Raw genomic sequence first — 21,777 nt, 5'->3', positions numbered from 1 at the left:
ACCGCCGAGCTAGAGACAACAAGCTCTACGCTTACAGAAAATCGACTCTTCCTGTGAAAGGGGCACAAGAAAAGGTGCCGACATTATGCGCTTTTCCCGCCAACTGATACGCTCGATTGACCGTATCAGTTTCATTTTCTCAGTGTGGAAATGTGTTTTGCATTAAGGACTATGTAAGAAGCCCGCATAAGCGGGCTTTTCTGACAACTCCTTGAACGATTTCGCGCAAATTCAGCGCTGGCGCAGCCTGGCCACGTCGCCGGGCGTCACGCTGGCCGGCCGCTTGCCGTACTCGACCCGCAGCCAGTTGCCGAGCGCGCTGATGTCCTCGTCGGACAGCGTGCGCGCGAACCCCGGCATGGCCTGCATGCGCTCCAGGCCGGGCAGCTCGTGCGCCGGCAGCCCGTCCAGTATCGAAACGAGCAGGTTGTGCGGATCGGCGTCGGTCACGCTGCTGTTGCCGAGCAGGCCCGGCGCCACGTGCGGCACGCCCCGGCCATTGGCCGCATGGCAGCCGGCGCACAGGTTCAGGTAATGCGAGCGTCCCGGCAGGTCCTGTTCCATCGGCCGCCCAGCCTCGGCCTGGGCGACGGCGGGCGGCGCCGCTTGCGGGCCGGAAGCGAACAGGTACGACACCGCGGCGTCGATATCCGATTCGCGCCATCGGCTGGTCGAGAGATTCACCGCTTCCAGCATTTCGCCCGACGCCACCGCCACCGCGCTGACGCCCGTGCGCAGGTAGCGCCTGAGTTCGTCCTCGGTCCAGCCGCGGGCCAGCAGGCCGGCGCGCGTGATGTCCGGCGCGGCGAAACGGGCCAGGGTGTTGTTGCCGGCCAGCGGCCGGCGCCGGTCCGTCTGCCCCAGCGCGCCGCGCGGGCTGTGGCACTCGGCGCAATGGCCCAGCGTATCGACCAGGTATTTGCCGCGCAGCAGCGCGGGCGCATCGTCCTGCCGCGCCTGCGCCTGCCCGTCGCCGGCGAACAGGAAGTTCCAGAAGTACAAGCCAAAGCGCAGGTTGAACGGGAACGAGAGCCCGTTCTCCCGATTGGGCTGCGCGACCGCCGGCACGTTCATCAGGTAGGCGTACATCGCATCGCTGTCCTGCCTGCTGATGCCGCGGTACGAGGTATACGGCATGGCGGGATACAGCAGATGCCCGTCGCGCGCCGTGCCGCGCGTCAGCGCCCGATGGAATTCCTCGGCCGTGTAGCGGCCGATGCCGTGGTCCGGGTCCGGCGTGATATTGGTGGAGTGAATCGCGCCGAACGGCGTCTGCAGCGGCCGTCCGCCGGCTAACGGCGCGCCGCCATGCGCGGTATGGCAGGCCGCGCAATCGGCGACGGTCGCCAGGTATCTGCCCAGCTCGATCTGCCCGGCGGCGGCATCGACGTGCTGCACCGGATCGGACTGGGCCAGCCACCGCCGGCCTTCCTGCACCGCGACCAGGGCGATGACGGCGAGCGCGGCCGCGGCGGCGCCTGCCGCCAGCCAGCGTTTCGCGCCTTGCCGGCGCTTGCGGACGGTGTCATCGGCCATGGTCGCGCCTCACCAGTCCGGGGGTTTGCAGGACGACCTGCCTGACCGCTTCGAAATACCGCACGTAGCCGGTGCAGCGGCACAGGTGCGGGTCGAGCGCGGCCTCGACGGCCGCGTCGACCTCATGCTCGGCGATCGGCGTGCGCTTCAGCCTTTCCACCAGCACGGTGGCCGCGTTGACGAAGCCGGGCGTGCAATAGCCGCACTGAAAGCTGTAGCCATCGACGAAAGCCTGCTGCACCGGCGACAGTTCGACCACCGCGCCGTCCGCGTCGCGCCGCGCATGGCCTTCGATGGTGCGCACCTTCCTGCCTTTGAAATAGTGCGCGCCAGTGATGCAGGTGCGGACCTCCTGCGGCCCGTCCTGGCCGTCGACGATCACGGTGCAGGCCCCGCACTCGCCCTGGCCGCAGCCGAACCGCGTGCCGGTGAGATTCAGGTACTCGTGCAGCACGTCTATCATCATCATGTCCTGCGGCACCTCATATGGCCCGTAGGTCTTGCCATTGACGTCCAGCGTCAGGGGCAGGGATACGATGGAATTTTTCATGTGGCGCTCCTGTTCCGGGCCTGTGCACCGGGCCCTGATTGCAGCGCGGCGAGAATCTTGTCCGCGCTGACCGGCAGTTCCCGGAACCGGTGGCCGGTGGCATGGGCGACGGCGTTGGCCAGCGCCGGCACGATGGGCATCATGGACAGTTCGCCTATGCCCTTGTAGGGATCGGAACCTGACAGGGGCTGCAGTATTTCGGCGGTCTGCGTCCATACCGCCACGTCGCGCGAGCGCGGCAGCTTGTAGCGGTTGAAGTTCCACGTGCCGTTGCCCGGCCCGTCCTCGTACAGCGGCAGGTATTCGTGCAGCGCGTGGCCGATGCCCATGGCCGCCCCGCCCTGCAATTGCCCGGACACCAGCTCCGGCACCAGCTGGTTGCCGCATTCCAGCACCGCGTGATGGCGCAGGATTTCGACCTTGCCGCTGGCCTTCTCGACCGCGACTTCGGCCAGCACGCCCAGCACGCTGTTCAACAGGAATCCCGCGTTATTGCGCTGCACCGCCGGGTACGCCACCCGCGTGCGCGGAATGAAGCAATAGCCGCCGGCGGTGGGCGTGCCGCCGGCCGCCGGCCCGCCGCCGTCGCCCCGGCGCACGGCCAGGCCGTCGATCTGCCAGCGTTCGACGCCCGACGGCAGCGCGAAATCGGATTCCGTCCATTGCCCGCGGCTGAAGTCGTGGACCGCGACGCCGGTGACCAGGTTCAGTTCATAGGCCTTGCGCGCCAGCGTCTCCAGCGGCAGCGGCGTCATCCCGCCAGCCGTCAGCCGTCCGCCCACCCAGCGGGCCTCCTCCGGCCGCACCGCCGAGGACGCCCATTGGCCGCCGCCGATGCCCCGGCTCCAGATCGCGACCGCGGCGGGCCACAGGCCGTGCATGAACAGAAAACGGCTGGCCTCGATGGTGGCGTGGCTGAAGTAATACGAGGAGTTCGACGCCGACGAGGGCGAGGAAATATACGGCGTCCAGTACGGGTTCTGCGCCAGCAGGTCCTGCGCCGCCTGCGAGATGGTGCGCGGATTCTCGCTGGTCTGCATGGGCAGCTCGGGCCAACGTGTCTGGCCCCACTCCACCGCGTCGGCCGGGCGGCCCAGCCACTTGGCGCAGGCGTAGGCCTGGCTGGTGGTCGAGCCGGTGCCGATCTCCACCGCGACGTGGCGCAGCTCGATCCGCCCGTCCGGCGACAACGCGACGCCGGCGTATGCGGCGTCGGCCCCGTTGCCGTATTCGCGATAGGCGCAGGCGGCCCCCACGCCGTACAGCCGGCCCGGATGCTCGGCCTCGTAGGCCGATTTGCGCCGCTGCCGCTCCCGCCACAGCGGATGCGCGGCCATCCGGTGCAGCACTTCGGCGCCGCGCAGCTCGCCGCCGGGAATGGCGCCCTGCGTGTTCTTCATGTTGGCGCGCAGCACGTTGGCCAGACGCAGCTCGATGGCGTCCAGCCCCAGTTCCTGCGCGACCTCGTCGACCAGCATTTCGGTCGCGCCTATGCTTTGCACCATGCCGACGCCGCGCACGGCGGCCGCATCCACCGCGCGCGACGCCTGCATCGTGCTCATCAGATCGCTACGCGGAAAATAATAAAGAGACTGCGCGCCGACCAGGGTGGCGAAGCCCACGATGGGCGACCCGCTGCTGCGCCCGCCGCCATTGCCGACCAGCCTGGCCTGGAAAACCTGGAATTTCCCGCTGGCGCGATCCACCGCGATGCGGTAGCGGATATGGAAACTGTGGCGCTTGGTGCCGGCCTGGAACTGCTCGTAGCGGTCGTTGGCCAGCCGCACGGGACGGCCGTCCGCGTACAGCGCCGCGATCATCGGCAGCAACTGGAACATGCTGGCTTCCTTGGCCCCGTAGCCCACGGTATGGCACGGCGTCAGCAGAATGCGCCGGATGTCGCGCCGGCTGGCGGCGAACATCCGGGCGGCATGCTGCAGGATCTCCTGCGGGGCCTGCGTCGCGACGATCACGTGCAGCGTGCCGTCCGCGCTTTCGTACCAGCAGTTGCCGTTATCGGTTTCCAATGGCGCCGGTTCGATGGACTGGGAGAAGTATTCCCGCTCCAGCACCAGCTGCCCCAGGCGGGGCTGTTCCAGCGCCTCGGCGATCTGCTGCGCGTGCGCCAGGCCGGCGGCGTCCAGCGCGTCGCTGCGCGCCCATTCTGGCGCCTGCTTGACGAAGCGCGCCGGGCGCAATGCCTTGTCCTTGAAGCTGGAGTAGACGTCATCGGCGAACGGGTCCTGCCCGCCCACGCGCACATAGCGCAGGCTGGCCCAGGGGTCGCGCACCAGCGGCTGCCCGCCGCCTTCGAAGCGGACCGCGCCCGGGCTGGATTTCAGTATCGTCTTGGCCGCCCTGAAGCGCGCGAAATCATGCCAGATCAGCATGGCCACGGCCTGCCCCAGATAGGCCGGCGTCGTGCCGGCGCGCAGCAAGAGCTCGCCATCGGCTATCGCGATGCCGTCGCGCTCCAGGTCTTGCGCGGTGACCACACGGTCGGGCTGCAGCCCGGCTTCCAGCATGCCCAGGTCGATCCCGGCATAGACGCCGTCGGCCCGCGTGGCGCGCAGCAGCATGGCATGGGATTGCGTGTCGGGCCATCCGGGCAGGTCGACGGCGCGCATATCGAACCCGAAGGTCTTCTCGCCCGTCACCTTGGCCAGCGCGTCGATGCGATGGCGCATCCTGCCTGCTTCCGCGTCCCATGCCGACAGCGGCGGGGGCTGCCGCACGGGCGCGGCGGCGAACGCCTGGGCGGGCCTGACCAAAGCGACCGCGATTCCGGAGACGACGCCGCTCCACAGGAAGTCGCGCCTGGTGAAACCATTGCTCATATTTTCGGCCTCTGTGCCACGGAGGGAAGAAGCCAATGATTCTGTCAGCCGCGTCCGCGCTCGTCCTGCACGAAAGCGACAAAAAATCGCTAAGACCGGCCAGGCGCGGAATCGGGCCGGGCGAGTTCGGCGAAGTACTTTGCCGGCGGCTTGCCCACGGCCTTGCGGAACATGGAGATGAACGCCGTCACCGACTCATAGCCGAGATGGTCGGCGGCGCGCTGCACCGAGTTGCCGGCGGCAAGCTGGTGCATGGCCACGATCAGGTGCAGCTGCTGGCGCCAGCGGCCGAACGACAGCCCGGTTTCCTGATGGACCAGCCGGGCCAGCGAACGCTCGCTCATGGCCACCTCCCTGCCCCAGGCCGCCAGCGTGCGCCTGTCGGCGGGGTTCTCCGTCAGCATTCTGGCGATCTTCTGCAGGCGCGGATCGGAAGACGTCGGCAGGTGCAAGAGCTCGACCGGCATCTTCACCAGCTCTTCGAGCAACACCACCGCCTTGCGGCCCGTGGGGCTGTCCGGCGGATAGCTGGCGTCGGCCTGCGCCATGTCGAGCATCAGCTCGCGCACCAGCGGCGTAATGGACAGGGTGCAGCATTGCCGCGGCAGACGGGCGGCGTCCGGCCGCACGAAGAGATTGCAGATGCGCGCGTTGTCCGTCGCGCGCATGCTGTGCGTCATCCTCCCGGGTATCCACACCGCGCATCCGGGCGGCACCATCCAGATCGAATTCGGCACCTCGCAGGTCACGCCGCCGCGCAAGGCCAGCACCAGTTGCCCGTAGCGATGCCGGTGCACGGGCACCTCGCTCCTGCGCCCGGCAAGCTCCACCTGCCGGCCGATCACGGGCGCGTCGGACGCCTCAAACTCATCGAGCCTGTCGATGTCCAGATCCGCCAAAGTCGTCATGCCGTTCACGTTGACCTGATTGACCGATTTTTTGCCATTTTAAGCCGTATACATACTAACGGGGGCATCCTATCCTGCCTGCTCCGCCCCTACCCGCTCATGCCGCCATGCAGCCCTATCACCCGTCAACCCCGGACAGCTCAACGCAGGCGATGGACGATATCGAGCTCCACGTCCTGCGCCATCTTTGCCAGTGGCGGCAGGCCGGGCAGCGCGCGATGCTGTTGACGGTGGTGCGGACCTGGGGCTCGTCGCCGCGCCCGGTGGGCGCCATGATGGCGCTGCGCGAGGACGGCCGCAGCGCCGGTTCGGTATCCGGCGGCTGCGTCGAGGACGACCTGATCCTGCGCCATGCGCGCCGCCCCGCAGGCATGCCGGCGCAGCCGCCGCAACTGATCCGCTATGGCGTCAGCGCTGACGAAGCGCATCGGTTCGGCCTGCCCTGCGGCGGCACGCTGGAGCTGCTGGCCGAATTCAATCCCGCGCTCGAACCCTTGGCGGAACTGCTTCAACGGCTGCAAGCCGGCGAACTGGTGCGCCGCACGGTCCGCCGCCAGGACGGCGCCATGCGGCTGGACCGCGCGCACGCGCCCGGCACGCTGCGGTTCGACGACGACACGCTGGAATACACGCTGGGGCCGGCGTACCGCATGCTGCTGATCGGCGCCGGCGCGCTGGCCGAATACCTGGCCACCATGGCGCGCTTCAATGGGTTCTCGGTCACGGTCTGCGATCCGCGCGCCGAACACCGCGACGGCTGGCGCATGCCCGGCGTGCGCATGGTGACCGACATGCCCGACGACGCCGTGGCCGCTTTCGCCCCCGACCTGCGCAGCTGCATCGTGGCGCTGACCCACGATCCCAAGCTGGACGACATGGCCCTGCTCGAGGCCGTGGACAGCCCGGCCTTCTACGTCGGCGCCATCGGCTCGCGGCGCAACAGCGCGGCGCGCCGGGCCAGAATGAAAACGTATTTCGGCCACACGGACGCCAGCCTGGCCCGGCTCAGGGGTCCGGTCGGCATCCACATCGGCAGCAAGACGCCGGCCGAGATCGCGGTCAGCATCATGGCCGAAATCCTGGCCGTGAAAAACGGCGTGGACCTGCCCGCCGCGCTTTCCATCGCCGCGTCCAAGCCGCGCTGAGCGCCGCGCCGGGCGTCAGGGCTGATCGCGGTCGCCGGCCAGCGCGCCGCGCCATGCGTGCCCGATGATGCGCGCGTAGGCCGCGGGCACGTCGGCCACCGGCAGGGCCTTGGCCAGCCGGGTCACGTCCAGCGCATCGCGCAGTAAGGCGTCCAGCGCGCTTTCCTGGATGCCGAAACTGCGCAGATCGGTCGGGATGCCCAGCCTTCCCACCAGCGCGCGCAGCGCCACCGGCAGCCGGCGCACCGCCGCTTCCTCGTCGGCATCGGCAATGCCGAAGATGCGGGCGGCCTCCAGCAGTTCCGTAAAGCGCTCCTCGCGCAGCGCGTCCAGCACATACGGCAGGATGACCGCGTTGGTGCTGCCGTGGCTTTTATGGGTCTGCCCCGCGATCGCATAGGCGATGCCGTGGGCCGCGTTCAGCCCCGCGCTGCCGTACGAAAGCGCGGCATAAAGGCTGGCGTACGACATGCCGATGCGCGCCTGCGCATCGGCGCCGTCGGCGTAGGCCCGTTCCAGCCACGCCGCGCACAGCCGCAGCGACTCCCTGGCGAACATCATGGTCAGCGACGAGCGGCCGCTGTAGCCCGGGTCCGCGCTGCCGCCGCGGTCGTACTGCGCGCTGTCCAGCGTCACCAGCGACTCGATGGCGTGCGTCAAGGCGTCGATGCCGGCGTCGGCCGTGACCCGCGCCGGACAGGTATAGGTGAATTCGGGATCGACCAGCGCGATCTGCGGCCGCAGCGCGTTGTCCATCACCGCGACCTTGGTGGCGTTGTCCGGGTCCACCAGGATCGCCCCCGGCGTCGCCTCCGAACCGGTGCCCGAGGTGGTCGGCAAGGCGATGAGCGGCAGCGGCCGGCAGCCGGCCAGGTCGCCCAGGAAATCGCGCACCGGCCGGCCTTCGGGCAAGGTCAGGCAGAGCGCCTTGGCCAGGTCGATATTGCTGCCGCCGCCCAAGGCGATGACGTGGTCGGGCCGCGCGCCGTCCAGGGCCGCACGCACCTGCCCGGTCGCCCGGTCGCACAGCGTGGTGGTCGGGTCGGGCTCGCCGCCTTCGTACACCGCGAGGCGCACGCCGCGCGCGCCGGCGGCCTCGACCAGCTCGCGCACCCAGGGCGTCTGCCTGGCGAAGAAGGCGTCCGTCACCACCACGCCCTGCCGATGGCCCAGGCGTTCCAGCAATGCCGGCAACTGGCTGCGGGCGCCGCAGCCGACGATCAGGCGGCCGGGCGCGCAGAAATGGATCAGGTCTTCAGTTCTCATGGGTGGACTCCGGAACGGCGGGAAAAATCCCGTGCTGAAGAAAGCGGCGGATCTGCCGCGCCACGTCCGCCGTGTTCTCGGTGAGCACGGAATGGCCGGCGCCGGCAATGACGTATTGCGACGCCCGCGGCAGCCCCTCGGCCAGCCATAGGCCGTGGCTCAGCGGCGAGTCCGTGTCGTCGCTGCCGTGGATGACGAGCGCGGGTTCGGCGATCGCCGCCAGCGATGCGCGATGGTCCAGGCCGCGGATGGCCTGCCAGGTGGCGGCGACGGCGGCATGGTCGGCCGCCACGCGCATGCCCAGGCGCTGCTGGCGCTGCGCCACCTCGCGCAACAGCGCATCGCCCTCTTGCCTGAACCAGCGCGCCTGCGCCAGGCACGGCGTGCCCGACACCAGCACCAGTCCGGCCGGACGCGCGGCGTTGCTGCGGCGCAGGGCCTCCAGGATGACCGAGACGCCCATGCTCCAGCCGGCCAGCACGTAGGGGCGGCCGCCGCAGTGCGCGCGCACCGCGTCGTCCAGATCGTCGGCGTAGCGTTCCAGCGCATAACCGCCGGCCGCGGTCGGCCGGGGCGCGGCGCCGCGTCCGCGCAGATTGGGCAGCACCCAGGTCGCGGCGTCGGCCAGCGCCTCGGCCACCGGCGACCAGGCGGCGCGCGTGCCCTGGATGCCGTGGACCGCCACCACCCGAAGCGGCCCGCTACCCTTGATTTCAATGTCCATGTTGACGTCCGTCAAAGGAAAGCAACGGGCAGATGATGGAAAAGACAATACACGGCTTATATATCTCCAGAGGATGACTGGTGTTTTGCTATTCTTGCGCTGTCGAACGAGTAAGGAGAGAGGGATTGGCACGAGCCGCAAGCCCCGGCGCCGCCGGCGCCAAGCGCAAGTCCAGCGCGCCGTTGCCCGCAGTCGCCCCGATGCAGGCCAAGTCCAAGCTGAACGATGTGGCGTATCAGCTTCTGGAGGAGGCCATCGTGACGCTGAAGATTCCTCCCGGCACGCTGGTGTCCGAGCAGCGCCTGAGCGAAATGACCGGCGTCGGACGCACGCCGCTGCGCGAGGCCGTCCAGCGCCTGGCGCGCGAACACCTGATCGTGGTGATGCCGCAGCGCGGCCTGCAGATCCCAACCATAGACATCGGCAGGCAGCTGCGGCTGCTGGAAACCCGGCGCGAGATCGAGCGGCTGGTGTGCCGCAGCGCGGCCAAACGCGCCACGGCCAGCGAACGCAAGCGCTTCCAGCGGCTGGCCGACGAATTCAGCGCGGCCTCGGCCAAGAACAACGACGTCGCCTTCATGCGTTCGGACCGCGAATTCAACGAACTGTGCCTGACCGTGGCGCGCAACGAATTCACCGAAAGCGCCATGCGCGCGCTGCACGGCCTGTCGCGCCGGTTCTGGTATCTGCACTACAAGCAGGCGGCCGACCTGCCGGAAATGGCGCGCCTGCATGCGGCGGTCGCGTCGGCGATCGCGCAGGGCGACGTGGCCGGCGCCGGCGAGGCGCTGGACCGGTTGGTCGACAACGTCGAAGCCTTCGCCCGGGCCACGGTGGCGCTCGACCGGCTTTGAACCGGCCCCTGCCCGCCGCCGCACCCTAGCGCCCCTGCAGGATGGCGGCCTCTTCGTCCGACAGCTGCGGGCCGTCGAGCGTGACGCGCGAGTGGTCGTTGCGAAAGCGCGCGATCACCGGCCGCAGCTCCTCTTTCACGTGCTTCTCGCTATAGCCGTTGAACAGGTGCCCGGCCAGCCCCCGGCGCAGGTCCGAGGTGCCCATGAACCAGTCGGCGATGGGAAACGTCAGGTTCATGTTGTACTTCATCATGATCCCCATATTGTGGTGCGCGGTGTGATGGCGCCGGATCGTATTGATGAAAGGCATGTTGCGCACGAACCAGTTGTCGTGCACGTGGCAGCAATAGTGGAAGGTTTCGTAGATCAGGTACTGCCCCACCATCGTCAGAAACAGGATGTAGCCCGCGTTCGGATTGAACACCAGCGAAGCGATGTAACCCAGCGCCGTGCCGGCCACGCCCAGCGTGGCGAGCACCCGCCACGGAAAGAACACGATCCGAAACTCCCGCGTGCTGTCGATGGTGGGCTCCAGGTCCGTGAAGTACTGGTGATGCTGGCGCGTATGCCGTTCATAGATGGCGCGCAGCGCGAACACGTCGATGCGCCGGTGCATCACGTAGCGGTGCAGGAACCACTCCACGAAATTGCCGGCCAGAAACACCGGCACGACCAGCAGCCACTCCCAGGTCGCGCCCTGGATCTGGGTCAGGCAGTACCAGATCGCCGCCGCGCCCACGGCGTACATCACGCCGATGTGCAGCAGGCCGTTGTACAGCGGACTGATGTCCGCCTTGTACTCCTCGCGGAACTTGCGTTGTCGTTCGGTCATCATGGCCAGCCTCCTTACGCCGATAACATACACAACTAATATATTAGTTTGCACAGGCAAGTGCGCGCCCCGGTACAAACCCCTATCGGATATTTTTTGAATCCAACTAATATATTAGTTGAGTACAACAATCGCAGGACCACAACGGGAGACTAGCTATGGATATGTCCATTAGCGCGGTAGCAGCACGCACCAGTGTCGCCGCTCGTCTAGAGCGCCTGCCGATCACCGGCTATCAGCGAGGCTTGTTCGCCATCATTGCGACCGCCTGGTTCTTCGATTCCATGGACCTCGGAATCATGACCTTCGTGCTGGGTTCCATCAAAGCCGAATTCGGCCTGACGGCCATGCAGACCGGCCTGCTGGCCAGCTCCAGCTTCCTCGGCATGTTTCTCGGCGCGGCTACCGCCGGCCTGCTGGCCGACCGTTTCGGCCGCAAGCCCGTGTTCCAGGTCAGCATGGTGTTCTGGGGCATGGGCAGCCTGCTTTGCGGCTTCGCCCAGGACGTCGACTCGCTGATGATCTACCGCGTACTGCTGGGCTTCGGCATGGGCATGGAGTTTCCCATCGGCCTGTCCATGGTGTCCGAGATCGTGCCCGCCAAAAGCCGCGGCCGCTACGTCGCCATCCTCGAAGGCTTCTGGCCCATCGGCTTTATCGCCGCCGGCATCGTGGCGTACTTCTGTCTGCCGCTGATAGGCTGGCGCGGCATCTTCATCCTGCTGGCCATCCCCGCCCTCTTTGTCTTCTACGTGCGCCGCTATGTGCCCGAATCCCCGCGCTGGCTGGAAGACGCCGGACGCACCGACGAGGCCGACGCCGTCACCGGCCGCTTCGAACATTCCGTGATGCGCTCGGGCCGCCTGAGCGAATTGCCGCCCGTCACCGACCTCACCGCCCAGGCCCGCCCCAGCCGCCGCGCGCTCTATGCCGAACTGTGGCACGGCATCTACGCCAAGCGCACGGCCATGCTGTGGATACTGTGGTTCTTCGCCCTGCTCGGCTACTACGGCCTGACCACCTGGTTGGGCGCGCTGCTGCAGCAGGCCGGCTACGAAGCCACCAAGTCGGTGCTGTACACCGTGTACATCTCGCTGGCCGGCATCCCCGGATTCATCTTCGCCGCCTGGCTGCTGGAAGCCTGGGGCCGCAAGCCCGCCTGCGTGCTGACCCTGCTCGGCAGCGCCGTGTCCGCCTACCTCTACGGACAGGCCGCGGCCATGCAGGCGCCCCTGCCCTACCTGATCGGAGCCGGCCTGTGCATGCAGTTCTTCCTTTTCGGCATGTGGTCGGTGCTATACGCCTACACGCCGGAGCTCTACCCCACGCGCTCGCGCGCCACCGGCGCCGGCTTCGCCTCGTCCATCGGCCGCGTCGGCTCGCTGGTCGGCCCCTACGTGGTCGGCGTGCTGCTGCCCCTTACCGGCCAGGCCGGCATCTTCGCGCTGGGCGCGGCGTCCTTCGTCATCGCGGGACTGGTCGTGATCGTGCTGGGCGCGGAAACCAAGGGGCGGTCGCTGGAGGAGCTGTCGCATTGAGGGTGTCGAGAATATCGGATTGCGCAGTAGTGGAGAGCCGAAATCCAGCCATCGAGCTGCCCGCCTGTGGATGGCGCTCAGGTGAATATAACAATATTGGCATATATGCCAATTCCGGTGCCGTGTGACGGCGGGAAGTACTATTTCAACACCCGCCCCAACCTGCCGCCGGCCATTGCAGCACCGCCGGCCAACGGCCCGCATTCGAAGAATTCCGATCATGCCGAACCGCCATGCCGTCCGGATTGCGCTGGCCCTGCCGCTGCTCGCGCTGGCCGGTTTCGGCGCCTGGATACTCAGCCTGCCGTCCCAGCCCGGACGCGCCGAACCGCCGCCCATCGCGGCCGATGAAACCAAGGCCATGCTGGCCGCGCTCGCGCCGCCCAAACGGCAGCGCCCGCTGGTAGCGGTGGTGGGCCTGAACGACGCCACCGAGACCACCGACTATCTGATGCCCGCCGGCATACTGCGCCGCGCCGACATCGCCGACGTGGAAATGCTGGCGAGCGCGGCCGGTCCGGTAAAGCTGTATCCCGCGCTCGCGGTACAGCCCGACGCCACGCTCGCCAGTTTCGACGCGCGCCATCCGGCCGGGGCCGACTACGTCATCGTGCCCGCCATGAGCCGCGACGACGATCCCGCCATCCNCGCCGTCACCGGCCGCTTCGAACATTCCGTGATGCGCTCGGGCCGCCTGAGCGAATTGCCGCCCGTCACCGACCTCACCGCCCAGGCCCGCCCCAGCCGCCGCGCGCTCTATGCCGAACTGTGGCACGGCATCTACGCCAAGCGCACGGCCATGCTGTGGATACTGTGGTTCTTCGCCCTGCTCGGCTACTACGGCCTGACCACCTGGTTGGGCGCGCTGCTGCAGCAGGCCGGCTACGAAGCCACCAAGTCGGTGCTGTACACCGTGTACATCTCGCTGGCCGGCATCCCCGGATTCATCTTCGCCGCCTGGCTGCTGGAAGCCTGGGGCCGCAAGCCCGCCTGCGTGCTGACCCTGCTCGGCAGCGCCGTGTCCGCCTACCTCTACGGACAGGCCGCGGCCATGCAGGCGCCCCTGCCCTACCTGATCGGAGCCGGCCTGTGCATGCAGTTCTTCCTTTTCGGCATGTGGTCGGTGCTATACGCCTACACGCCGGAGCTCTACCCCACGCGCTCGCGCGCCACCGGCGCCGGCTTCGCCTCGTCCATCGGCCGCGTCGGCTCGCTGGTCGGCCCCTACGTGGTCGGCGTGCTGCTGCCCCTTACCGGCCAGGCCGGCATCTTCGCGCTGGGCGCGGCGTCCTTCGTCATCGCGGGACTGGTCGTGATCGTGCTGGGCGCGGAAACCAAGGGGCGGTCGCTGGAGGAGCTGTCGCATTGAGGGTGTCGAGAATATCGGATTGCGCAGTAGTGGAGAGCCGAAATCCAGCCATCGAGCTGCCCGCCTGTGGATGGCGCTCAGGTGAATATAACAATATTGGCATATATGCCAATTCCGGTGCCGTGTGACGGCGGGAAGTACTATTTCAACACCCGCCCCAACCTGCCGCCGGCCATTGCAGCACCGCCGGCCAACGGCCCGCATTCGAAGAATTCCGATCATGCCGAACCGCCATGCCGTCCGGATTGCGCTGGCCCTGCCGCTGCTCGCGCTGGCCGGTTTCGGCGCCTGGATACTCAGCCTGCCGTCCCAGCCCGGACGCGCCGAACCGCCGCCCATCGCGGCCGATGAAACCAAGGCCATGCTGGCCGCGCTCGCGCCGCCCAAACGGCAGCGCCCGCTGGTAGCGGTGGTGGGCCTGAACGACGCCACCGAGACCACCGACTATCTGATGCCCGCCGGCATACTGCGCCGCGCCGACATCGCCGACGTGGAAATGCTGGCGAGCGCGGCCGGTCCGGTAAAGCTGTATCCCGCGCTCGCGGTACAGCCCGACGCCACGCTCGCCAGTTTCGACGCGCGCCATCCGGCCGGGGCCGACTACGTCATCGTGCCCGCCATGAGCCGCGACGACGATCCCGCCATCCTGGCCTGGCTGCTTGCACAGTCCCGCAAGGGCGCGACCATACTCGGCGTGTGCGCCGGGGCCAAGGTCGTTGCCGCCGCCGGCCTGCTCGACGGCAAGCGCGGCACCACCCATTGGTACTACCTGAACGACCTGCTGCGCGCGCATCCGTCGATCTCCTACGTCGCGGACCGGCGCGTCGTGACGGACCGGGGCGTGGCGACCAGCACCGGAATCTCCGCCTCCATGCCCATGATGCTCATGCTGATCGAGGCCATCGCCGGGCGGCAAAAGGCCGAGGCCGTGGCCGGCGACCTCGGCCTGCCCGCCTGGGACGCTCGCCACGCCAGCCGCAACTATGCGCTGACCCGGCCCTTCGTCACGACGGTGTTGGGCAACTCGCTGGCGTTCTGGAACCGCGAACGGATCGGCGTGGCGCTTGCGCCCGGCATGGACGAAGTCTCGCTTGCGCTGGTGGCCGACGCCTGGTCGCGCACCTACCGTTCCAGAGCCGCGTCGTACGCGGATTCGCCGCAACCGGTACAGACCCGCAACGGCATACGCATCGTTCCCGACGCGGCCGCGGCCGACTGGCCGGCGCACGCGCGCATCGCCACCGCGACCGAGCAGCGGCCGGCCCAGGCGCTGGACCGGACCCTGCAGGCCATCGCGGGCCGCTACGGCGCGTCCACCGCCGACATGGTCGCCGTGCAATTGGAATACCCGTGGCAAGAAGCGCATGGCCGTTTTTCCGCAGCGCTGCCGCGGTAATTGTGTCAAAACCTGGCGCAGCCGCGCCGTCCGGCCGTTGATGACACGCCTGGAAACATCCGGGCTGGCCGGTTTGGAAACACCCGCCTACGATCGGTGACTCGACTCGCGCCGCCCTGGAGCTCCGATGCGCGTATTGCAGTCGCTCAAGTCCCGTATCGCAGCCGCGCTGGCCGGCATCGGCACGCTCGTGGCCGCGGCCAGCGTGGCGCTCTATGGCGCGTATGGCAAGATCAGCCGCGGCGCCGAGCCGGTGTTCGCCGCCGGCGCGGCCATCCAGACCGGCCAATGGCGGGTGGTGCCGCAACGCGCCTGGACCGCGTCGGGCAAGGCCTACGGCGTGCCGGTAAAGCCCGGCGCCACGGCGCTGGTGCTGGAAGCCGAACTGACCAACCGCACGGCGGAATCCAGCGCCGACTATCTCGGCGTGTTCCGCTGGAACGCGGCCGCCGGCAAGCCGTATGTGGTGGGCCTGCGCGACTCGCTGCAAATGCCCTACCTGCAGCCCGGCCTGCCCGAACGCGTCGCCTTCATCTGGACGCTGCCGCCCTCCGCCGCCGCGCCCGCGCAGGCCGCCTTCGCGGTGGCGAGCAAGACCTACAAGCCCATCGACAACCTGTACGGCGCGCCCGGCTGGTTCAATCCCGCCGTCGTGGGCCGGGTCGAGCTGCCCGTGGCGCAAGACGGCGCGAAGGCGGTGCAATGAGCGCGCGGCTGGGCTCGCTGCTGCTGATTCTTGCCTCGGCGCTGGCGTTGTACGGCATGCAGCGCAGCACGCCGCGCTACATGGACCTGACCGGTCCCATCGTCGAACGCGGCGTCATGGGCGAGGCGGTCGACACCCGCCTGTTCCAGGCCACGGTCGAGCGCGTCCAGTTCGCGCGGCAACTGGCCTATCGGCGCCTGGGCGCGGAGCAGGTCCGCGACACCGGCGGGGTATGGGCCATCGTGTGGCTGCGCCTGGCCGCCGCCGACACCTCGGCCACCATGGCCGAAGCCGCGTGGCTCGGGCCCGACGGCCTGGCCTACCGCCACACCGACCGCCTGTCGCTGGCGCGCGGCGTGCCGCCCTACGCACTGGACCCGGGCCTGCCGCGCAGCGTGCGGCTGGTGTTCGAAATCCGTCCCGACCAGGCGCGCGGCGCCGCCCTGCTGCTGTCCTCGCGCTACGGGCCGCGCCTGGATTCGCAGGCGCGCATCGCGCTGGACGACGTACCCGTCGACGCCGATGGCCGGCCGCAAGCCATCGCCCGATACGATCTGGACCAGGAGAGCCCCCCTTGAACGACGTCCAGCCCGCCGAGCGCCGCTGGCGCCGGCGCAGCCTCTGGCTCCTGCCTCCGTTGCTGCTGCTGACGCTCTTCTGGGGCGGACGCGAAAACGCGGCCCGTTGGCTTCAGGGACGCGAACTGCGGCCGCACGACGTGGCGGCAGGCGCCACGGCGCCGCTGGGTGGCGCCCGTTGGAGCCTGCAGGAATTCGGCGTCATGGAGCCGCCGGCCAACAAAGGCTGGCTGCCCGGCTCGCGCGCGGCGCTGGCCGCCTTTTCGGTGCACGTGGAAGCCTCCGACCTGCCCGTGCGCTGGCGCGGCTGCCGCATCGCCCTGCACGACGCGCGCGGACGCACCTGGCTGCCCGCCATCGAGCCGGCGCTGCGCGTGCCGCCGGCCGCGGCGCGCGGCTGCGTGGCCGCCGCGCATCGCGGCATCGCGCCCGGCTCGCGTGTCGTCATCATCGAAGCCTTCATGGTGCCGGCCGACGCCGAGCCGCCCTGGTCGCTGTCCGTCTCCATGGACAGCGACCGGCCGGCCTACCTGCGCTTCACGCCGCCCGCGCCCGGCTGATCAGGCGGCCGCGGCCGCCGCGCGGCGCGACTGCCATGGCGCGAACGCGCTCTCCAGCACGGCCGCCAGAAAGCAGATGCGCAAAGGCTCGATCAGCAGGCCGGTGGACGAATCCCGGAACGGGCTGCCGAACAACAGCGACACCGCCTGCGCCAGCACCTGCCAGGTGTCCAGGTCATGCGGCCCGATCAGGCGCGCCGCGCCATACCACAGCCACGCCGCGCCCCAATCGATCAGCCGATACCCCACGATCAGCGTCACCAGCAGCAGCGTGCCGCTATGGAAGGCCAGCCGCACGCCATTGGCCAGCGGCAGATAGCGCTTGCGATAGCCCGCCACGAAATGCTCGACGAAATCCCGCAGGAAACGCGGCATCGAACGGTAGCGCTCGCCCAGGCGCTGCAGACGGTCATAGCGCCGCAACTCCGCGTCCTCGCGCACGTCGTAGCCATAGACCAGGGCCGCCATCACCAGCCACACGACCGGCAGCAGCGCATAGAAGAACAGGCGCGCCAGCGCCGCCCCCAGGGTCGGGCCCTGCGCCTCCACCGGCGTCATGCCCGCGGCCCAAGCGTCCGACAGCGGCGTCAGCGCGTTCAGAAAAGACTGCAGCAGCGCGTCCAGCCCGCGCTTGTCGATCAGCCATTGCCAGGCCTGGTCCTTCCAGCGGCTGATCACGTACAGGCCGATAAGAATCCAGTTGGTCTCGCACAGCACCACCAGCCACTGCCAGCCGCTGCGCCCCGTGCGGTCGCGCGCCGCCACCGCCGCCTTGCGCACCAGCCACGAGATCGCCACCGACACCAGCAGCCAGCGCGAATCCAGCGCGTCCAGCACCTGCCCGTGCTCGCCCAGCGGGTCCAGGCCCAAGGCCAGCCGCGAATACTGCCGCACCGTATCGCCCAGGAATCCCCAGGCCGCGTAATACGCGAAAAACGGCAGCAAGGCCACGGTCAGCACCTGCCCCAGCCGCCCCTGCCCGCCGCCATCCGCCGCCGCGCCGGCGCGCGCCGCTTCCTGCGCGCCGCGCAAGGCCGGCAGGCCCGGAAGCAGCACCAGGAACATGGCCACCGTCGTCACCAGCTGCGCCAGCGCCACCAGCGTCAGCACCGCCAGGCCGGACAGATGGTGGGCGAAACCGGTATGCACCGCCGCCCACAGCAGCACATCGTGGGCCAGCGAGCCGGCCAGCACCAGGGCCATCAATTGCGGCCAGAACCGCAGCCACAGCCTGCCGGTAAGCGCCCACGGCGCAAGCACCGCATCGAGCATTTCGCCACCCTGTCGTCGCGCAGATCAGTAGCGGTCGATCATAAGACTACGCCGGCGGGCGACTTGTTACCGCTTGCCACGATTGCGCACAGCGTGTCAGCGCCGCGGCCCCGCCCCGGCCGGCAATACTGGAACGGATGTTCCAGATAATGTACGATCCACCAACCCCGGACACCGGATCGCCATGCTGGACACCCTGCTCTCCACCGTCCCCCTGGACGCGCTCGCCGTAAGAATGCTGGCCACGGCCTTCGTCGTCATGGCGGTTTCATGGGCCGTGGGCGCCTTCGGCCCGCTCATCGGCGGCGCCCTGGCCGGCCTGCCCATCATCCTCGGGCCCGGCTTCTACTTCCTGGCCGCGCAAGCCCCGGCCGCCTTCGTCGCGCAGACCGCCGCCTACGCGCTGCTGTCGCTGTGCGCCACGCAATGCTTTCTGCTGTGCTACATCGCCGTCGCCGCCAGGACGCCGCCCTGGACCAGCCTGGGCTGCGCCGTCGGCGCCTGGCTGCTGGCCGCGCTGGCGCTGCGCCAGCTGCCCGCGCAACCCGTGGCCGGCGCCCTGCTTTTCATCGCGGTCACCGCGCTATGCCTGCGCATCGGCCGCCGCTTCCTGCTGCCGCGCGGCCCCGCCAAAGGCAAGGCCGGCTTCGGCCTGCTCGCCCTGCGCGGCCTGCTGGCCGGCACGCTGGTGGCCGCCGTCACCACCGCCAGCCAATGGCTGGGCGCCACCGGCGCCGGCCTGCTGCTGGCGTTTCCCATCGGCTACAGCGTGGTCGCCATCACCCTGCACCAGAAACTCGGCACCGCCAGCCTGATCGCCACGCTCTATTCCGCGCTGCTCGGCACCGCCAGCCTGGCCGCCTTCTGCGCGGCGCTCGCGCTCGCCGCCCCGCACTGGACGCCGAACGCGGCGCTGGCCTGGGCGCTGGCGGCGTCGATGACGTTCACGCTGGCGTTGGTGATCCGGCGGCGGCTGGCGATGGCGCGCTGACGCCATCCCGGTCGGCCCGGGCCGCCTGTGCCTTGCCGACGTTGCCGGCCGAGTCCAGTCCCAGCAGCCGCCGACGCGGTCGGCTATCCCACGAACGCCGGTTCGCGGCGTATCACCGGCGCGAAGGCTGGTCGCCCAGCGCCCGCACAGCCTGCTCCAGCCCGCCCAGAATGGACTCGGCGACCCGCGGCGAAAAATCCCGCGGCAACTCGGCCCGCACTTCGGCCACGGCCGCCGGCGTGCGGGCCAGGATCTCTTCGATGATCGGCTCGGCGCCAGACCCTAAGCCCACTTTCTGCGCCGTGCTGCCGAAGTGCCTGCGCCGGATGGCGTGCATCTCGTAGTGGCGATTCTTGCCCAGCAAAGCCATCGCCAGTTTGACTTCGTACGGCGACCACTGGCTGGGACCGTCTCCCAACACCGGATAGGCCGACATCACGTCGTACAGCCGGGTCAACTGGAAACGCCCGCGTGGCAGCAGCTGAATGCTGAAGTTCTTGGCATGCCCGTCGGGCGCCCGCAGCAGCCAGAACAGCACCTGCGCCGCCATCAAGGTTCTCATGTCGGCTTCGGCGTTCAACGACTGGCGCAGCGTCCCGAACAGGGCCTTGAGCCCCGGACCGCCCTCGTTCTCGTACTTGCGCAGCGGCGAACATCCCTCGACCTGGCAGAAATCTTCCTGCGGCAAACGCATCAGCCACCGCCCATCGGGCGAAACGCGGCGGTCGAAGCGCTCCACCACCAGCACGCGCTGGCGGCCGAAGGTCGCGATATGCGCCTCGGCCACGGGCAGGCCGTAGGCCTTCAACAAACGCAGGCACAACCACTCATTGTCCACCGAGGTGCTGAAGTCCGCCCGCCGTCCGCCCACCAGTCCCATCGGCAGCTTGAAAATATGGCTTGTGGGCGTCGCAGCGCGCGGCGCGAGCCACCGGCCGTCCCACCGTAGAAAAGCCGTCTTTTCCTGCGCCCCGGCCAGAGAAATCCGGAAATCCGCATCCGGGTCCCGACCCGCGGCGAAGGCCCGAGGCGACACGATCTCGATCAAATGCCGCTCGATATCCTCTTCCGACAACGGCACGCCGTCGATCCGGTCGAAACCCTCTGGCTCCTCGTCCTCGCCCAGGATCTGCACCGCGCCCGCGCAATCGCGCCCCACCGCCTTGAGCAAATCGAATGCGCCGGTCGAGCCCGTCCTGAACCACTCGGCCACGCGGCGGCGGATGGCATCGCTGTCCGGCAGCAGGTTGTCGAAATAATTGGCGACCCGCTCGCCCTTGAGCGGCAGATTCTGCAGATTGAACGGCAGCGACAGCGAAAGCGGTCGGCCTGCATCCAGGCCGACCCAATCCGCGTCATAGCGCAACTCCATCTCTCCGCGGGCGGGAATCGTCCATCGCCCCACGCGCAGGCCGTTGGTCCAGACCGACAGACTGCGACTATGCGAGCGGCGTCCCATATCTCACCAATCCGTCTGCGCGCCCGAAGCCGGCGCGGGACCGCCCCGCGTCCCGATGGCCAACTCCAGCCCCAAGACCGCGCACCAGGCCATGAGCTGCTCCACGCTCAATTCATCCGCGTTCAATTCCAGATGCGACACGCGCGACTGGCTCAGGCCGATGCGAGCGGCCAGGGCCGATTGCGTCAGGCCTTGCGCCTTGCGGGCGGCCTGGAGGATCGAACCCAGTTGAACGGCGGTGAGCAGCGTATGTGATCGCGCAGACATGGCGAATACCCGAGGTACAGCTAAATAAGAAATAGCTGTAAATCAGATAATTGTCAATTAGTTGTAAACCAACTATTCTTGCTGCGACCGCTACACATCGACCGGCAGCCTCCCCCGCTGAATATCCATGACCGATACGCTCCAGCACCTCAGCCAGCAGCAACGCGAGTTCGCCAACGAACGCGACTGGGAGCAGTTCCACTCGCCCAAGAACCTGGCTTCCGCCCTGATCGTCGAAGCGGGAGAACTACTGGAACATTTCCAGTGGATGACCGAAGAACAAAGCCGGGCGCTCTCTCCCGAGAAGCGGGAAGCCGTCGGCTACGAAATCGCCGATGTGCTGCTTTATCTCGTCCAGCTGAGCAACGTGCTGGGCATCGACCCCGTGAAAGCCGCGCAGGCCAAAATCCGCATCAATGCGCAGAAGTATCCGGTCAGCCGCGCCAAAGGCAGCAGCAGGAAATACGATCAGATATGAGCTGCGGGAACGGGTGCGCGTGACAGACGGCGCAAATGAGAAAAGGCGCCGAAGCGCCTTTTCTCTTGCCTTCCTACATCGAGGGCAGGATCACTCCCACTCGATTGTCAATAGCCCCGTGGAAACCGTTGTGTAGCAAGGCTTCCAGCCCGATGAGGGGCTTCTGATACCGCCAGCGATACCGACAAATCGACGTGCCTTGGCAAGTTCATCCCACTGGCTCCATGCAGGCTCATGTTGTCCCATCGAGCTGGCCATCCCTTCACACCCCCTTCTCACACCCTCCGTCGGATCCCTCCAGCAGGCCTCGCAGCCTCTTCAACTGGGAAGTTGACGGTATCAGAAGCGACTTTCGGCCTCTGCCTGACGGTATCGGCGGCGGCGTTTTCAGAGGGGCTGACGGTATCGGCACCGGAGCCACTGACCGCTTCCGGACGGTAGCAGGCGCTGAAGCCCCTCGAACACCGTCTCTGATACCGTCAAACCAGTCCCATGCCGTGCCATGCAGTGC

General features: G+C 68.3%; 20 protein-coding genes. 10 read left to right on the top strand and 10 right to left on the bottom strand.

What is annotated here, in order from left to right; all coding sequences use genetic code 11:
• Window positions 1-231: 231 nt before the first annotated feature.
• The 4 genes from C1I89_RS30110 to C1I89_RS30095 all read right to left on the bottom strand — a co-directional run bounded on the left by C1I89_RS30110 (window position 232) and on the right by C1I89_RS30095 (window position 5,831).
• Window positions 232-1,536 (bottom strand): cytochrome c, encoded by a 1,305-nt coding sequence (locus C1I89_RS30110; RefSeq protein WP_102775934.1) that lies wholly within the window; start codon window positions 1,534-1,536, stop codon window positions 232-234.
• On the bottom strand, window positions 1,526-2,086 hold the full coding sequence (locus tag C1I89_RS30105; RefSeq protein ID WP_102775933.1) for a (2Fe-2S)-binding protein: 561 nt from the start codon (window positions 2,084-2,086) through the stop codon (window positions 1,526-1,528). Before C1I89_RS30105 ends, C1I89_RS30110 begins: the two co-directional genes overlap by 11 nt.
• Window positions 2,083-4,923 carry a xanthine dehydrogenase family protein molybdopterin-binding subunit gene (locus C1I89_RS30100; RefSeq protein WP_102775932.1) on the bottom strand — a complete coding sequence of 947 codons (2,841 nt, stop codon included), beginning with the start codon at window positions 4,921-4,923 and terminating at the stop codon, window positions 2,083-2,085. The genes C1I89_RS30105 and C1I89_RS30100 overlap by 4 nt, the downstream gene beginning before the upstream one ends.
• A gap of 89 nt (window positions 4,924-5,012) precedes the next feature.
• The gene (locus C1I89_RS30095; RefSeq protein ID WP_102775931.1) at window positions 5,013-5,831 is read right to left on the bottom strand and encodes an AraC family transcriptional regulator; all 819 of its coding nucleotides are present in this window, start codon (window positions 5,829-5,831) and stop codon (window positions 5,013-5,015) included.
• A 152-nt stretch (window positions 5,832-5,983) separates the two neighbouring features.
• On the opposite strand from C1I89_RS30095, the gene C1I89_RS30090 reads away from it, so the two are divergent.
• The gene (locus C1I89_RS30090) at window positions 5,984-6,976 is read left to right on the top strand and encodes an XdhC family protein (protein ID WP_102775930.1); all 993 of its coding nucleotides are present in this window, start codon (window positions 5,984-5,986) and stop codon (window positions 6,974-6,976) included.
• Window positions 6,977-6,991: 15 nt separating this feature from the next.
• Here C1I89_RS30090 and C1I89_RS30085 read toward each other — a convergent pair whose 3' ends face one another.
• Together C1I89_RS30085 and C1I89_RS30080 are read right to left on the bottom strand one after the other, a co-directional pair.
• On the bottom strand, window positions 6,992-8,242 hold the full coding sequence (locus C1I89_RS30085; protein WP_102775929.1) for an iron-containing alcohol dehydrogenase: 1,251 nt from the start codon (window positions 8,240-8,242) through the stop codon (window positions 6,992-6,994).
• On the bottom strand, window positions 8,232-8,966 hold the full coding sequence (locus C1I89_RS30080) for an alpha/beta fold hydrolase (protein ID WP_102776054.1): 735 nt from the start codon (window positions 8,964-8,966) through the stop codon (window positions 8,232-8,234). The genes C1I89_RS30085 and C1I89_RS30080 overlap by 11 nt, the downstream gene beginning before the upstream one ends.
• A 200-nt stretch (window positions 8,967-9,166) precedes the next feature.
• On the opposite strand from C1I89_RS30080, the gene C1I89_RS30075 reads away from it, so the two are divergent.
• A complete protein-coding gene (locus C1I89_RS30075; protein ID WP_102775928.1) occupies window positions 9,167-9,820 on the top strand; it encodes a GntR family transcriptional regulator in 654 nt (217 codons plus the stop codon).
• Window positions 9,821-9,845: 25 nt separating this feature from the next.
• Here the strand turns inward: C1I89_RS30075 and C1I89_RS30070 are convergent, their stop codons facing one another.
• On the bottom strand, window positions 9,846-10,655 hold the full coding sequence (locus tag C1I89_RS30070; RefSeq protein WP_102775927.1) for a fatty acid hydroxylase: 810 nt from the start codon (window positions 10,653-10,655) through the stop codon (window positions 9,846-9,848).
• Window positions 10,656-10,810: 155 nt separating this feature from the next.
• On the opposite strand from C1I89_RS30070, the gene C1I89_RS30065 reads away from it, so the two are divergent.
• The 6 genes from C1I89_RS30065 to C1I89_RS30040 all read left to right on the top strand — a co-directional run bounded on the left by C1I89_RS30065 (window position 10,811) and on the right by C1I89_RS30040 (window position 16,799).
• Window positions 10,811-12,190: an MFS transporter gene (locus C1I89_RS30065; protein WP_102775926.1), complete on the top strand. Its 1,380-nt coding sequence runs from the start codon at window positions 10,811-10,813 to the stop codon at window positions 12,188-12,190.
• Between the two features lie 220 nt (window positions 12,191-12,410).
• Window positions 12,411-13,559 (top strand): MFS transporter, encoded by a 1,149-nt coding sequence (locus C1I89_RS35480; protein ID WP_258231553.1) that lies wholly within the window; start codon window positions 12,411-12,413, stop codon window positions 13,557-13,559.
• A gap of 220 nt (window positions 13,560-13,779) precedes the next feature.
• Window positions 13,780-14,955 carry a DJ-1/PfpI family protein gene (locus C1I89_RS30055; RefSeq protein WP_102775925.1) on the top strand — a complete coding sequence of 392 codons (1,176 nt, stop codon included), beginning with the start codon at window positions 13,780-13,782 and terminating at the stop codon, window positions 14,953-14,955.
• A gap of 127 nt (window positions 14,956-15,082) precedes the next feature.
• Window positions 15,083-15,661: a hypothetical protein gene (locus tag C1I89_RS30050; RefSeq protein WP_102775924.1), complete on the top strand. Its 579-nt coding sequence runs from the start codon at window positions 15,083-15,085 to the stop codon at window positions 15,659-15,661.
• Entirely contained in the window at window positions 15,658-16,239 is a 582-nt protein-coding gene (locus tag C1I89_RS30045) for a hypothetical protein (RefSeq protein WP_102775923.1), read from the top strand. Before C1I89_RS30050 ends, C1I89_RS30045 begins: the two co-directional genes overlap by 4 nt.
• Window positions 16,236-16,799, top strand: a complete 564-nt coding sequence (locus C1I89_RS30040; protein WP_102775922.1) for a hypothetical protein — start codon at window positions 16,236-16,238, stop codon at window positions 16,797-16,799. The genes C1I89_RS30045 and C1I89_RS30040 overlap by 4 nt, the downstream gene beginning before the upstream one ends.
• On the opposite strand, the gene C1I89_RS30035 is transcribed toward C1I89_RS30040, so the two are convergent.
• The gene (locus C1I89_RS30035; protein ID WP_102775921.1) at window positions 16,800-18,071 is read right to left on the bottom strand and encodes a hypothetical protein; all 1,272 of its coding nucleotides are present in this window, start codon (window positions 18,069-18,071) and stop codon (window positions 16,800-16,802) included.
• Between the two features lie 184 nt (window positions 18,072-18,255).
• Between C1I89_RS30035 and C1I89_RS30030 the strand changes: the two genes are divergently transcribed.
• Window positions 18,256-19,062, top strand: a complete 807-nt coding sequence (locus C1I89_RS30030; RefSeq protein WP_102775920.1) for a hypothetical protein — start codon at window positions 18,256-18,258, stop codon at window positions 19,060-19,062.
• A 112-nt stretch (window positions 19,063-19,174) separates the two neighbouring features.
• Here C1I89_RS30030 and C1I89_RS30025 read toward each other — a convergent pair whose 3' ends face one another.
• Both C1I89_RS30025 and C1I89_RS30020 read right to left on the bottom strand, forming a co-directional pair.
• Window positions 19,175-20,521 carry a type II toxin-antitoxin system HipA family toxin gene (locus tag C1I89_RS30025; protein ID WP_102775919.1) on the bottom strand — a complete coding sequence of 449 codons (1,347 nt, stop codon included), beginning with the start codon at window positions 20,519-20,521 and terminating at the stop codon, window positions 19,175-19,177.
• Window positions 20,522-20,524: 3 nt separating this feature from the next.
• Window positions 20,525-20,788: a helix-turn-helix domain-containing protein gene (locus C1I89_RS30020; RefSeq protein ID WP_102775918.1), complete on the bottom strand. Its 264-nt coding sequence runs from the start codon at window positions 20,786-20,788 to the stop codon at window positions 20,525-20,527.
• Window positions 20,789-20,915: 127 nt separating this feature from the next.
• On the opposite strand from C1I89_RS30020, the gene C1I89_RS30015 reads away from it, so the two are divergent.
• The gene (locus tag C1I89_RS30015; protein ID WP_102775917.1) at window positions 20,916-21,266 is read left to right on the top strand and encodes a nucleotide pyrophosphohydrolase; all 351 of its coding nucleotides are present in this window, start codon (window positions 20,916-20,918) and stop codon (window positions 21,264-21,266) included.
• The last annotated feature ends 511 nt before the right edge of the window (window positions 21,267-21,777 follow it).

Origin of the sequence: Achromobacter pulmonis, assembly GCF_002885955.2 — a bacterium.
GTDB lineage: Bacteria > Pseudomonadota > Gammaproteobacteria > Burkholderiales > Burkholderiaceae_B > Achromobacter > Achromobacter pulmonis_A.
Note: the sequence above shows the minus strand (reverse complement) of the source record. Positions and strands in the feature narration are given on the sequence as shown.

Bases quoted from the DNA above. Each gene is read 5' to 3' on its own strand.
- C1I89_RS30110 (WP_102775934.1), bottom strand. From the start codon at position 1,536: ATGGCCGATGACACCGTCCGCAAGCGCCGGCAAGGCGCGAAACGCTGG.
- C1I89_RS30105 (WP_102775933.1), bottom strand. From the start codon at position 2,086: ATGAAAAATTCCATCGTATCCCTGCCCCTGACGCTGGACGTCAATGGC.
- C1I89_RS30100 (WP_102775932.1), bottom strand. From the start codon at position 4,923: ATGAGCAATGGTTTCACCAGGCGCGACTTCCTGTGGAGCGGCGTCGTC.
- C1I89_RS30095 (WP_102775931.1), bottom strand. From the start codon at position 5,831: ATGACGACTTTGGCGGATCTGGACATCGACAGGCTCGATGAGTTTGAG.
- C1I89_RS30090 (WP_102775930.1), top strand. From the start codon at position 5,984: ATGGACGATATCGAGCTCCACGTCCTGCGCCATCTTTGCCAGTGGCGG.
- C1I89_RS30085 (WP_102775929.1), bottom strand. From the start codon at position 8,242: ATGAGAACTGAAGACCTGATCCATTTCTGCGCGCCCGGCCGCCTGATC.
- C1I89_RS30080 (WP_102776054.1), bottom strand. From the start codon at position 8,966: ATGGACATTGAAATCAAGGGTAGCGGGCCGCTTCGGGTGGTGGCGGTC.
- C1I89_RS30075 (WP_102775928.1), top strand. From the start codon at position 9,167: ATGCAGGCCAAGTCCAAGCTGAACGATGTGGCGTATCAGCTTCTGGAG.
- C1I89_RS30070 (WP_102775927.1), bottom strand. From the start codon at position 10,655: ATGATGACCGAACGACAACGCAAGTTCCGCGAGGAGTACAAGGCGGAC.
- C1I89_RS30065 (WP_102775926.1), top strand. From the start codon at position 10,811: ATGGATATGTCCATTAGCGCGGTAGCAGCACGCACCAGTGTCGCCGCT.
- C1I89_RS30055 (WP_102775925.1), top strand. From the start codon at position 13,780: ATGCCGAACCGCCATGCCGTCCGGATTGCGCTGGCCCTGCCGCTGCTC.
- C1I89_RS30050 (WP_102775924.1), top strand. From the start codon at position 15,083: ATGCGCGTATTGCAGTCGCTCAAGTCCCGTATCGCAGCCGCGCTGGCC.
- C1I89_RS30045 (WP_102775923.1), top strand. From the start codon at position 15,658: ATGAGCGCGCGGCTGGGCTCGCTGCTGCTGATTCTTGCCTCGGCGCTG.
- C1I89_RS30035 (WP_102775921.1), bottom strand. From the start codon at position 18,071: ATGCTCGATGCGGTGCTTGCGCCGTGGGCGCTTACCGGCAGGCTGTGG.
- C1I89_RS30030 (WP_102775920.1), top strand. From the start codon at position 18,256: ATGCTGGACACCCTGCTCTCCACCGTCCCCCTGGACGCGCTCGCCGTA.
- C1I89_RS30025 (WP_102775919.1), bottom strand. From the start codon at position 20,521: ATGGGACGCCGCTCGCATAGTCGCAGTCTGTCGGTCTGGACCAACGGC.
- C1I89_RS30020 (WP_102775918.1), bottom strand. From the start codon at position 20,788: ATGTCTGCGCGATCACATACGCTGCTCACCGCCGTTCAACTGGGTTCG.
- C1I89_RS30015 (WP_102775917.1), top strand. From the start codon at position 20,916: ATGACCGATACGCTCCAGCACCTCAGCCAGCAGCAACGCGAGTTCGCC.